The sequence below is a fragment of the Pantoea sp. Morm genome (assembly GCF_016643525.1).
Lineage (GTDB): Bacteria > Pseudomonadota > Gammaproteobacteria > Enterobacterales > Enterobacteriaceae > Pantoea > Pantoea dispersa.
Window position 1 is genome coordinate 1 of record NZ_VOQX01000113.1, and the last position, 12,391, is coordinate 12,391.

The 12,391-nt window shown below is 58.2% G+C and carries 9 protein-coding genes and 2 pseudogenes; 8 read left to right on the plus strand and 3 right to left on the minus strand.

Going from position 1 to position 12,391, the window contains the following annotated elements; translation table 11 throughout:
* Positions 1–1,126: pseudogene (gene maeB / locus FT726_RS23665) on the minus strand (NADP-dependent oxaloacetate-decarboxylating malate dehydrogenase); the annotation flags it as partial.
* Positions 1,127–1,478: 352 nt separating this feature from the next.
* Between maeB and tal the strand changes: the two are divergent.
* The 3 genes from tal to ampH all read left to right on the plus strand — a co-directional run bounded on the left by tal (position 1,479) and on the right by ampH (position 5,822).
* Positions 1,479–2,429 (plus strand): transaldolase, encoded by a 951-nt coding sequence (gene tal, locus FT726_RS23670; RefSeq protein ID WP_346303558.1) that lies wholly within the window; start codon positions 1,479–1,481, stop codon positions 2,427–2,429.
* A gap of 69 nt (positions 2,430–2,498) precedes the next feature.
* Positions 2,499–4,508 carry a transketolase gene (tkt, locus tag FT726_RS23675; protein WP_031279807.1) on the plus strand — a complete coding sequence of 670 codons (2,010 nt, stop codon included), beginning with the start codon at positions 2,499–2,501 and terminating at the stop codon, positions 4,506–4,508.
* 144 nt (positions 4,509–4,652) lie between these two features.
* The gene (ampH, locus tag FT726_RS23680; RefSeq protein ID WP_031279806.1) at positions 4,653–5,822 is read left to right on the plus strand and encodes a D-alanyl-D-alanine-carboxypeptidase/endopeptidase AmpH; all 1,170 of its coding nucleotides are present in this window, start codon (positions 4,653–4,655) and stop codon (positions 5,820–5,822) included.
* A 192-nt stretch (positions 5,823–6,014) separates the two neighbouring features.
* Here ampH and FT726_RS23685 read toward each other — a convergent pair whose 3' ends face one another.
* Complete coding sequence (locus tag FT726_RS23685; protein WP_233210740.1) at positions 6,015–6,995, minus strand: DUF1176 domain-containing protein; 981 nt, start codon at positions 6,993–6,995, stop codon at positions 6,015–6,017.
* The gene (locus FT726_RS23690; RefSeq protein ID WP_346303559.1) at positions 6,916–7,320 is read right to left on the minus strand and encodes a hypothetical protein; all 405 of its coding nucleotides are present in this window, start codon (positions 7,318–7,320) and stop codon (positions 6,916–6,918) included. The genes FT726_RS23685 and FT726_RS23690 overlap by 80 nt, the downstream gene beginning before the upstream one ends.
* Before the next feature lie 236 nt (positions 7,321–7,556).
* Here FT726_RS23690 and FT726_RS23695 point away from each other — a divergent pair, with 236 nt between their 5' ends.
* The 5 genes and pseudogenes from FT726_RS23695 to FT726_RS23715 form a co-directional block, all read left to right on the plus strand.
* On the plus strand, positions 7,557–8,387 hold the full coding sequence (locus tag FT726_RS23695; RefSeq protein WP_021508063.1) for a DeoR/GlpR family DNA-binding transcription regulator: 831 nt from the start codon (positions 7,557–7,559) through the stop codon (positions 8,385–8,387).
* A 12-nt stretch (positions 8,388–8,399) separates the two neighbouring features.
* The gene (locus FT726_RS23700; RefSeq protein ID WP_058758342.1) at positions 8,400–9,383 is read left to right on the plus strand and encodes a substrate-binding domain-containing protein; all 984 of its coding nucleotides are present in this window, start codon (positions 8,400–8,402) and stop codon (positions 9,381–9,383) included.
* Between the two features lies 1 nt (position 9,384).
* Entirely contained in the window at positions 9,385–10,890 is a 1,506-nt protein-coding gene (locus FT726_RS23705) for a sugar ABC transporter ATP-binding protein (RefSeq protein WP_021508061.1), read from the plus strand.
* Positions 10,883–11,872 carry an ABC transporter permease gene (locus tag FT726_RS23710; protein WP_021508060.1) on the plus strand — a complete coding sequence of 330 codons (990 nt, stop codon included), beginning with the start codon at positions 10,883–10,885 and terminating at the stop codon, positions 11,870–11,872. Before FT726_RS23705 ends, FT726_RS23710 begins: the two co-directional genes overlap by 8 nt.
* 17 nt (positions 11,873–11,889) lie before the next feature.
* Positions 11,890–12,391, plus strand: a pseudogene (locus FT726_RS23715) (ABC transporter permease); the annotation flags it as partial.

A 12,391-nucleotide genomic window follows, 5' to 3' on the forward strand; every position in this document is an offset into this window, starting at 1 on the left:
GGCCAAAGCTCAGATCCTGATCGTCGTAAGCGGACGCCACCACGTCGCTCTGTTCCGCCTGCGCCAGGGCGGCAATCGCATGCACCGCCGCCAGCTTCATCTCTTCGTTGATGGCGGTGGCCCCGACGTCCAGCGCGCCGCGGAAGATGAACGGGAAGCACAGCACGTTATTCACTTGGTTGGGGAAATCCGAGCGCCCGGTGCAGATAATCGCATCCGGCCGCACCTGCTTCGCCAGCGGCGGCATGATCTCCGGCTCCGGATTGGCCAGCGCCAGAATCAGCGGATTTGGTGCCATCTTCTGCACCATCGCTGGCGTCAGCGCTTTCGGACCGGAGCAGCCGAGGAAAATATCCGCGCCGCCAATCACCTGATCCAGCGTGCGCGCCCCGCTGTCTTCCACGGCATAGGCGGCTTTGGTCGGCGTCATGTCCGCTTCGCGATCGCGGTAAATCACCCCTTTTGAATCACACACCACGATATTTTTCTGCTGCATACCAAGCGCCACCAGCAGATTGAGGCAGGCAATGGCTGACGCGCCAGCGCCCGACACCACCAGTCGCACGTCGGCAATCGCCTTATTCACGATGCTCAGGCCGTTAAGCACTGCCGCGGTACAGATGATGGCGGTGCCGTGCTGATCGTCATGAAACACCGGAATCTGCATGCGCTGCCGCAGCTGCTGCTCAATGTAAAAACACTCCGGCGCTTTAATGTCCTCAAGGTTGATGCCGCCGAACGTCGGCTCCAGCGCGGCGATCACCTCAATCAGCTTGTCCGGATCGTGCTCGTCGATTTCGATGTCGAACACATCAATGCCGGCAAACTTTTTGAACAGCACGCCCTTGCCTTCCATCACTGGCTTGCCGGCCAGCGCGCCAATATTGCCGAGCCCCAGCACCGCCGTGCCGTTGGAGATCACCGCCACCAGATTGCCGCGCGCGGTGTATTTGTGCGCGGCCAGCGGATCGGCGGCAATTTCCAGACAGGGTGCCGCCACACCGGGCGAATAGGCCAGTGCCAGATCGCGCTGCGTCGCCAGCGGCTTAGTGGGTGACACCTGAATTTTTCCGGGGGTGGGATATTGGTGAAAATCGAGCGCGCTTTGCTTGAGTTGATCGTCCATCAGACATCCTTTTGCACGGCTGAAAAGCCCTCAGTATAAGAACGCGCGGCGCAAAAGAGGGTGAAGGCGCTCAAAGAACGCACAGTCGCCAGGGCACGGATTGCCACGGCTTCGCCTGCGGCTTTGGGACAGCCTGCTATGCTTAAGGGTGGCAAAACGCTGAGCTGAACCGATCAGGCAGGCCTGACTATCAGAAACGCGCCCCGACGTCACAATCAGAGAAAACGCATTTTCTTCATCCGGCGTCTGTTGCACTGTGTGGAACCTCCCTTCCCCGATAAGGGCGCACCTAAGACGATGACTGCCCGGGTGCCTGTTTTGCCCACATTATTGCTAATCAAGGAGTTAAGCGATGAACCAGCTAGATGCATTAAAACAGTTCACCACCGTGGTGGCGGACAGCGGCGATATCGAATCCATTCGCCATTACCATCCGGAAGATGCCACCACCAACCCATCCCTGATCCTCAAAGCTGCCGGCCTCGACGCTTACAAACACCTGATTGATGACGCCATTGAGTACGCGAAAAAACAGGGCGGCAGCAAAGAGACGCAAATCATCAACGCCAGCGATAAAGTGGCGATCAACCTCGGTATGGAAATCCTGAAAAGCGTACCGGGCCGTGTTTCGACCGAAGTGGATGCGCGCCTCTCTTTCGATCGTGGCATGTGTGTGACCAAAGCGGAGAAACTGGTCCGCCTGTATGAAGAGAACGGCATCGACCGCTCACGTATTCTGATCAAACTGGCGTCCACCTGGGAAGGCATCAAAGCGGCGGAAGAGCTGGAGAAGAACGGCATCAACTGTAACCTGACGCTGCTGTTCTCCTTCGCCCAGGCGCGCGCCTGTGCCGAAGCCGGCGTATTCCTGATTTCGCCATTTGTCGGCCGAATCTACGACTGGTACAACACGCGCAAACCGCTCGACCCGTATGTGGTCGACGAAGACCCGGGCGTTAAATCGGTGCGTCGTATTTACGACTACTACAAAAAGCACCGTTACAACACCGTCATCATGGGTGCCAGCTTCCGTAAAGTGGAGCAGATTGTGGCGCTGGCCGGCTGCGATCGCCTGACCATCTCCCCGAACCTGCTGGAAGAGCTGGCCAATAGCGAAGCACCGGTGGAGCGCAAACTGGAGCCATCAACCGAGGGCTTCCACCAGCCGGCACCGCTCTCCGAAGCGGAGTTCCGCTGGGAGCATAACCAGGATGCGATGGCCGTGGAGAAACTGTCCGAAGGTATCCGCCAGTTTGCCGTCGACCAGCAGAAGCTGGAAGACGTGCTGGCCGCCCGCCTGTAATCCTGAACTCACCTTCTGCCGGACGGGTTGCGGCCCGTCCGCTTTTGCCCAATTACAAGGGAGAACCCTATGTCTTCACGCAGAGAGTTGGCTAACGCGATCCGCGCCCTGAGCATGGATGCGGTACAGAAAGCAAATTCCGGCCACCCAGGTATGCCGATGGGCATGGCTGATATCGCCGAAGTGCTGTGGCGCGACTTCCTGAAGCACAACCCGACCAACCCGGCCTGGGCGGATCGCGATCGCTTCATTCTGTCTAACGGGCATGGCTCGATGCTGCTGTATAGCCTGCTGCATCTCACCGGCTATGATCTGCCGCTGGAAGAGCTGAAAAACTTCCGCCAGCTGCACTCAAAAACGCCGGGCCACCCGGAAATTGGCTACACGCCGGGCGTTGAAACCACCACCGGCCCGCTCGGCCAGGGGCTGGCCAACGCTGTCGGTCTGGCGATTGCCGAGCGCACGCTGGCGGCCCAGTTTAACCAGCCTGGCCACGATATCGTCGATCACTTTACCTATGTGTTTATGGGCGACGGCTGTCTGATGGAAGGCATCTCACATGAAGTCTGTTCGCTGGCCGGCACGCTGGGCCTTGGCAAACTGATTGGCTTCTACGATCACAACGGTATCTCCATCGACGGCGAAACCGAAGGCTGGTTTACCGACGACACCCACAAGCGTTTTGAAGCTTATAACTGGCACGTGGTGGGCAGCGCCGAAGGCATCGACGGCCACGATCCGGACGCCATCGCGGCGGCCATCAAAGAAGCGCAAAGCGTCACCGACAAGCCTTCGCTGATTATCTGCCGCACGGTGATCGGCTTTGGCTCGCCAAACAAAGCCGGCAAAGAGGAGTCGCACGGGGCCGCGCTCGGCGAAGAAGAAGTGGCGCTGACGCGTAAACAGCTCGGCTGGAACTACGGTCCGTTCGAAATCCCGCAGGATATTTATCAGCAGTGGGATGCCAGAGAAGCCGGGGCCGCGCAGGAGAAATCCTGGGAAGAGAAGTTCACGGCTTATCAGCAGGCGCATCCGCAGCTGGCGGACGAATTCAGCCGCCGCCTGAAGGGCGAAATGCCGGCTGACTGGGAAAACAAAACCAGCCAGTTCATTCGCGATCTGCAGGCTAACCCGCAGAAGATCGCCAGCCGCAAAGCCTCACAGAACACGCTGGAAGCCTTCGGTAAACTGCTGCCGGAGTTCCTCGGCGGTTCCGCCGACCTCGCGCCCAGCAACCTCACCATCTGGTCCGGTTCGAAGCCGATCAAAGAGGATCACGCCGGTAACTACATTCATTACGGCGTACGCGAATTTGGCATGACGGCGATTGCCAACGGTATCGCGCATCACGGTGGCTTTGTGCCTTATACCGCCACCTTCCTGATGTTCGTTGAATACGCGCGTAACGCAGCGCGCATGGCCGCCCTGATGAAAGCGCGCCAGATTATGGTCTACACCCACGACTCAATTGGTCTGGGCGAAGATGGCCCGACGCACCAGCCGGTTGAACAGCTGGCCAGTCTGCGCGTGACGCCAAACTTCAGCACCTGGCGACCGTGCGATCAGGTCGAGACCGCCGTGGCGTGGAAAGCGGCGATTGAGCGCCATCACGGTCCGACCGCGTTGATTCTGTCGCGTCAGAACCTGCTGCAGCCGGAGCGCAGCGCGCAACAGGTAGAGAACATCGCGCGCGGTGGTTACATCCTCAAGGATTGTGACGGCACGCCGGACGTCATCCTGATTGCCACCGGTTCTGAAGTGGAGATCACGCTGGGCGCCGAAGCGAAACTCAGCGCCGACGGCCACAAGGTGCGAGTGGTTTCGCTGCCGAGCACTGACGTGTTTGATAAACAGGACGTGGCCTATCGTGAATCGGTGCTGCCTTCCACCGTGCGCGCGCGCGTGGCGGTTGAAGCCGGTATTGCCGACTACTGGTACAAATACGTCGGCATCGACGGCAAAATTGTCGGCATGACCACCTTCGGCGAATCGGCGCCAGCCGGCAAGCTGTTCCCGGCCTTTGGCTTTACCGTTGAGAACGTGGTGAGCCACGCCGAATCGCTGCTTAAGCCTGCCTGAGTGTCTGGCCCTTTCCCGCTGCCGGGAGAGGGCCGTTTTATTTCACAGCCTGATACAGAAAAAAATCCGCCCCGCCCCCTTCCCGCTTTGCGCAAACTGATTACTATAGGTTTTCCTCCGATTCCTATAGCGGACGCTTTCCCGTTGAAAAAACGTACTCCTTTTTTACTGGCCTTAATGGTTGCCGTGCTGCCCTTTACCAGCGCGGCGCAGGTATCGCCCGATCCGCTGCTGGCCTCGCAGATTGTTGATCGCTATGCCGAGCATATTTTCTATGGCAGCGGTGCAACCGGCATGGCGCTGGTGGCAATTGACGGTAACCAGCGCGTGTTCGCCAGCTTTGGCGAAACCCGTCCCGGCAATAATGTGCGCCCACAGCAGGACTCACTGATCCGTATCGCCTCGCTGAGCAAACTGATGACCAGCGAAGTGATGGTGAAGATGGCCGAGCGCGGCCAGATTCGCCTTGACGATCCGCTGAGCAAATACGCGCCGCCGGGCGCCCGCGTACCGACGTACAACGGCCAGCCGATTCGGCTGATCAATCTCGCCACCCACACCAGCAGCCTGCCGCGCGAGCAGCCGGGCGGCAAACCGCATCGTCCGGTGTTTGTCTGGCCAACCAAAGCCGACCGCTGGCAGTGGCTGCGCGGCGCACAGCTCAAAGCCGCGCCGGGCACGCAGGCAGCCTATTCCAACCTCGCCTTCGATTTGCTGGGCGATGCGCTGGCTAAAGCCGCCGGCATGCCTTATCCGGCGCTGCTGCAGCAGCTGGTGACGCGTCCGCTCGGCATGAAGGATACCACCTTCACGCCATCACCGGATCAGTGTCAGCGCCTGATGATTGCCGAAAAAGGGGCCAGCCCGTGCAATAACACGCTGGCAGCCATCGGCAGCGGCGGCGTGTATTCCACGCCGGACGATATGGGACGCTGGATGCAGCAGTTTCTCAACTCGGCGGTGAATCACCGCACGCCGCAGATCGATCGGCTGCAAACGCTGATTTATCGCCGCGACCAGCTGACCAAAGTGGAAGGCATGGACGTGCCAGGACGCGCCGACGCGCTGGGCATGGGCTGGGTTTACATGGCACCGAAGGCGGGCCATCCGGGCATCATTCAGAAAACCGGCGGCGGCGGCGGCTTCATCACCTACATGGCGATGGTGCCACAGCACAACGTCGGCGTATTTGTCGTGGTGACGCGCTCGCCGCTGACCCGCTTCACCCCGATGAGCGATGGCGTCAACAACATGCTGGCTGAGCTGGTGGGCAACCAGACGGGCTCACCGATGATGATCGGCAATATCCGCTAAGTCTTTAACAGCTGATGTCATGTCACCGTAGCCAAAGCGTGAGTTATGACGAGCAGTTACTGCGAACCCTCCCCTAAATCATTCGTGCTGCAGGAAGGCGGCAAGGATGGGCATCCCCGGGAGCTTACTCAGGTAAGTGACCGGGGTGAACAGCCGCAGCCAACGCCCCTGCAGTGCGAAGGATGACGGGGATTACTGAGTGACCCAGAGGGTGGGCCAGTCATCACTACTATGCCAGGCGTCACAAGTCTTCTCCTCCGCATACTCCGCCAGTACGAAAGCATTACCATCAAACTGCCAGCGTGTGGCCACACCGCAGTCGCCCAGACCGCGCCCTTTACTGAAGGTATACAGCTGGCCGTTACTGGCATCGAACTCGGCGTTCACCAGCTCCAGCTGATTATCAGTGCGCGACGGCGGGGTAAACGGCAGGTTGAGCGTGATGCCGCGCGACACATACGGCTGGCTGCGCGTGACTTCAAACGCCAGATCGATCACGTTGTAGGCCCCGGTTTCGCAGCTTATCAGCAGCAGCGCTTTGCTGTCGGTGAGTGGCGCAACGCTGACTTCCCGCCGCAGCGGATCGAGCGAGCAGTTATCGGTATTGACACGCCAGGTTCCGTAATCGATCAGGCCGGTGGTTTCCTGCTGCGTCAGCGGCGCGGGTGCGGGCATTGGTGCCGGCAGCTGTGGAATTGAGGGCGGCGGTGGCACATCCCACTGCACGCGATCACCGCGCTTTACCCAGGCGCTGGCACCGTTAACCCGCCCCTGTACGTCATCCATCAGCAGCAGCGCCGCTTTCATACCGCGCAGCGGAATACTGGCGCTGGCTTTATAGGTGAGCTGTAAATTGCTGGCATCCAGCGTCTGGGCGAGAAATTCGTCGATGGCGATGGCGTTGCTGGTGGCCAGATGATGCGGCTCCACCGTCCAGTGTTTGAGGTCCGGATTGAGGCGGCGCTGGTCGAGCAGCAGGTTGTCTTTTAGCGCCGCGCCCGGCAATGCACCGCTGTAGGCGCTGCCGTAATCAATGCGCAGCAGTGGCCGATCGTTGACCCCGGCGTGACGCGAAATCGTCATCACCAGGCCATTATCGCCAGGAAAACTGCGTGCCACGCAGAACGCCGCGTTGTTGCAGGTGATCTGCCAGTCGGAAAACGACTTTTGCAGCGGCTCGGCCTGTACGCCGGCAATCAGCAGAAAGGGCAATAAAAGCAGCGACTTCATCCAATACGACATGAAAAAAAACGATCCCCGATTCCTTGAAAGAAAATGATAGCGCAATGCATGCGCGGTCATCAGGCCGAAACTGTGAAGTGGCCTGAAAAGCGAAGTTAACTGCTGAAAAAGCCGTCGCCTTATGGGCGATCTGGGTGGAATAGCGCAACAGCTCCATCATCCGGTGCGGCTGATTTCTGCTCAATCGGATTCGTCGGACAATTTTTACCCCCTTCACAAAACGGTCAAATACACACAAACGGTCATAAGCGGTCATGCTATGGTGCTGGCAGAGCGTCAACGCTGTGCATGGTCTCTCTCATTCCCTCGCGTAATAACGCGCATTTATGTGAATGCGATCACTCAAATTTGAAATAAAGAGATCTCATTTACATAAAAAATCCTATGAAAATCACCTTAATGTCGCCGGGCCAGTTGGTCGCTGCGGACTCGTGCCCAGCCCACATTTTCACATTCCGGCATCCAGTAATTTATAGCCATCGGAGGGAAGTCATGTTGCCGATTGAAAGACAGCAGCGAATTATTGACGAGCTTAATTTAAATGGTCGGGTCATTGTCGCTGAATTAGTCACGCTGTGTCAGGTTTCGCAGGAAACCATTCGCCGTGATTTAACGCAGCTGGAGAAACGTGGCGTATTACAGCGCAGTCACGGTGGTGCAGTACCAGCCAAACGACAGGCCGCCAACATTCAGGGAAATACACGCGGTATTAACGAGTATGAATTATCTTTTCGCCAGCGCATGAATGAAAACGTCGAGGCCAAGATGGCGATAGCCAAACGAGCACTCGATTTTATCAGCCCCGGTGATTGTTTATTACTCGACAGTAGTACCACCTGCTGGTATCTGGCACGACAGCTACCGGATATTGAATTAACGGTGTTAACCAATTCTATCAGAATCGTCCAGACCCTTGCAGCGCGCGGCAGTATCCGCACCATCTGCCTGGGTGGAGAATATTCTGACCGTTATGAAGATTTCCACGGCGTCGTCGCAGAGCAGCCGCTACGGGAATTTCAGATCAATAAGATCTTTTTTTCCTGTAGCAGTTTGGGCAATGACGGTTATTTACGCGAAGGTAACGAAAACAACGCACATTTAAAACAGCAAATGTTGTTAGCGGCAGAAAGAAAACATCTGCTGCTGGACGGCAGTAAATTTCTGCGCCCCTCATTCGCGCGTATTTGTCATTACCGCGATGTGGATTTTCTCATCACTGACCAATTAAAAGACAAAGAGCTGGAACAAGAACTGGCGTGGAACGGCGTCAATATTATTGATTGCTCGCAACGCAGCCATTCGATGCAGCTAATAAAAAATTAATCCGGAGTCTTTATGAAAAAACATCTTATCGCCTGTTCTCTGCTTGCCCTGTTTGCCGCCGCTGGCGCGCAGGCCGCTGACAAAATACGCATGGGCATCGTGGTAAAAATTGGCGGTATTCCGTGGTTCAACGCCATGGAAGCGGGCATCAAAAGTGAAGCGGCAAAACGCGGCATCGACGCGTGGATGGTCGGGCCAACCGCCGCTGACCCGGCGCTGCAGGTGCGCGCGATTGAAGATTTGATTGCGCAGAAGGTCGATATCATCGGCGTGGTGCCAAACGACCCGAAAGTGCTTGAGCCAGTGCTGAAGCGCGCGCGGGAAGCCGGGATCATGGTGATTACTCACGAATCGCCCGGCCAGAAAGACGCCAACTGGGATTTCGAGCTGGTCGATGCGCCGACCCACGGCATCAACCATATGAAAGCGCTGGCAAAATGCATGCATGAAGAAGGCAAATACGCCATGTATGTCGGCAGCCTGACGGTGCCACTGCATCAGGAGTGGACCGACGCCGCGCTCAACTACCAGAAACAGCACTATCCGAAGATGCAGCTGGTGACCGACAAGTTCGGCGTCGGCGAATCGCTGGATGACTCCATCCGCACCACCAACGAGCTGATGTCTAAATACCCGGATCTGAAAGGCATTATGGCCTTTGGTTCTCAGGGACCGATTGGCGCCGGCCGCGCGGTCATGAACCGCAACAAGATCGATCAGGTGTGCGTCATCGGCGCCTTCAGCCCGGGCCAGGGCGCGTCGCTGGTACAGCGCGGTGCCATCAAGGGCGGTTATATCTGGAATCCGCAGACCGCCGGTGAAGTATTTGTGCGTATCGCCGACATGATGGAGAAAAAAGAGCCGATCACCGACGGCATGACCATTGAAGGGCTGGGCAAAGTGAAGGTGGATGAGGCGACGCACACCATTCTCGGTAACAACACCGAAAGTCTCGATAAAGAGAACCTGCCAAAACTGGTGAAAATGGGGCTGTAACATGCAAGAGGTCACTCCACAGACGCTGATTGCGCTCGACAACCTGTCGAAAACATTTGGTGGCAACCGCGCACTGAGCGATATCTCGCTGACCCTGCTGGCCGGCGAAGTGCACTGTCTCGCTGGCACCAACGGCTGTGGCAAGAGCACCTTAATTAAAGTCATTTCCGGGGTGCATGCCCCGGACAGTGGCAGCCGCATTACCCTCGGCGACGGCCAGAGTTTCCCGCGTCTGACCACCCGTCAGGCGCGCGACTTCGGTATCCAGGTGATTTACCAGGATCTGTCGCTGTTCCCCAATTTGAGCGTGGCGGAGAACATCGCCTTTGAGCATAACCTCAATGGGTTGCTCGGCTGGCACCGTCAGGCCCGGCTGCGTGACACCGCGCGCGGCATTATTGATGAGCTGAAATTCGATCTCGATCTGAATGAGAAAGTCGCTGCGCTGTCGATTGCCCAGCGCCAGCAGGTGGCGATTTGCCGCGCGCTGGTGGCCGATGCACGACTGGTGATCATGGACGAACCCACCGCGTCGCTGACGCGTACCGAGGTCAATCAGCTGCTGCGCACCGTGCGCTATCTGAAAGACAAAAACATCTGTGTGGTGTTTGTCAGTCACCGGCTGGATGAAGTGCTGGAGATTTCGGATCGCGTGACGGTGATCCGCGACGGCCGCAAGATGGGCTGCTGGCCAGCCAGAGAGATGACGCCGCATCACCTGACCGAACTGATGACCGGCCTGAAGCTCGACTACCAGTTAAAAGCGCCAACGCGCAACGCCGATCGGGCGATTCTCGAAGTAGAGAAGCTGACGCGCGCCGGTCAGTATCATGACGTCAATTTCAAACTCTACGCCGGTGAAGTGCTGGGCCTGTGCGGCCTGCTCGGATCCGGCCGCACCGAACTGGCGCTGTCGCTGTTTGGCATGACCAAACCGGACAGCGGCAAAATCTGGCTCGACAGCAAGCCGGTGCGTTTTCGCGGGCATGAAGACGCCATCAAAGCCGGTATCGGCTACGTTTCGGAAGATCGCCTGACGCTCGGCCTGGTGCAGCAGCAGTCGGTGGCCGACAACATGGTGCTGCCGATCCTCGATAAGCTGCAAAACCGTTTCCACCTGATCGATGAATACCGCAAGAACAAGCTGATCCTGCAGTGGATTCAGCAGCTCGGCGTGCGCGTGGCCGATCCTAACCTGGCGATCTCCACCCTGTCCGGCGGCAACCAGCAAAAAATCGTGCTGGCGAAATGGGTGCTGACCCAGCCGCGCATTCTGATCCTCGACTCGCCGACCGTCGGCGTGGATGTCGGCGCCAAGGCCAGCATCTATCAGCTGATCCACGAGCTGGCGAAAGAGGGACTGTCGATCATCCTGATTTCCGACGAAGTGCCGGAGGTCTGGTACAACTGCGACCGCATCCTGCACTTCCGCGACGGCACCATCCATGCCGAATACCAACCCGATACCGTGGCGCAGGAACAGCTGGCGGAGGTGATTAATGCCTGATTTCTCTCGTTTACGTCCGCACTCCAGCCAGGGCTGGCTCGCCTGGGTGCTGCTGGCTTTCATGGTGTTCTTCTCGCTGGCCAGCGATCAGTTCCTGACGGTGCAGAACCTGCTGGATCTGGCGGAAAGCTATGCCGTTACCGGCATTTTCGCCCTCGGCCTGTTTGTGGTGCTGGTGACCGGCGGTATCGATATCTCCTTCGCCGCTGTGGCGTCGGTGGTGCAATACCTGATCGCCTCGCTGTTTGTGCAGTTCCAGTTTGATAACGCGCTGCTCAGCATTCTGCTGGCTATCGTCTGTGGCACGCTGTTTGGCGTGATCAACGCCCTGCTGATCACCTCGCTGCGCGTGGTGTCGATCATCATCACCATCAGCATGCAGTCGTTGCTGTTTGGTCTGCTGATGTGGGTTACCGGCGGTAAAAGCCTCTACTCGCTGCCGGACTGGTGGATCACCCTGCGCAGCGTGCTGCCGTTTAGCGTACAGGGCAACAGTTTTCAGATTGGCTTACCGCTGGCGATCATGCTGGTGATTGCCGCCCTCACCGCGCTGCTGCTCAACAAAACCAATCTGGGCCGTCAGCTGTATGCGGTGGGCGGCGATGCGGAATCGGCGCGGCGCATTGGCATCCGCGTGGGATTGATTCACGTGTTTGCCTACGGCTGGCTCGGGGCGATGGCGGCGATTGGCGGGCTGGTGCAGGTGTACCGCATGGGTGAAGTAGTGCCGAACGCGCTGGTCGGCGGTGAGCTGGATGTGCTGGCTGCGACGGTGCTGGGCGGTGCCAGCCTGATGGGCGGCAAAGGCACGGTCAGCGGCACGCTGATGGGCGTATTCCTGATCGCCATCCTGAAAAACGGCCTCAATCTGATCGGCGTCTCCAACTACTTCATGAACATTGTGGTCGGCGGCACGATTATGGTGGCGATTGCCGTCACCCACTACAAAAAACGTAAAGAAACCGACGTCAGTTTCGTCTGACGGGAGGAGCCATCACCATGAAATCTCTCTCTGCGCTGCGGCCGGACGGCACCAACATCGGCCTGATGCTGTTGATTGCGCTGGCGCTGGCCACCTTCAGCGTCATGCTGCCAGGCCGCTTTCTCACCGACTCGACCTTTATGAGTATGGCGTTTCAGCTGCCGGAGCTCGGCCTGTTAACGCTGGCGATGTTTATCGCCATCCTCAGCGGCGGCCTGAACCTCGCCATCATCGCCACCGCTAACCTGACGGCGCTGTTCATCGCCTGGACCCTGATGAGCGCCCTGCCCGCTGATGCCGGTACCGGTCAGCAGCTGCTGTGGCTGTTTATCGCCATCGTCGGTGCGATGGTGATTGCCGCCGTGATTGGCGTGATCACCGGCGTGATGGTAACGCGCATCGGCGCACATCCGATTCTGGTGACGCTGGCCACCATGATGACGCTCAACGGCATCGGCATCTGGCTGACCAAAGGTGCGGCGGTGAGCGGTATGCCGCCAGTGGTGCAGTCGCTCGGCT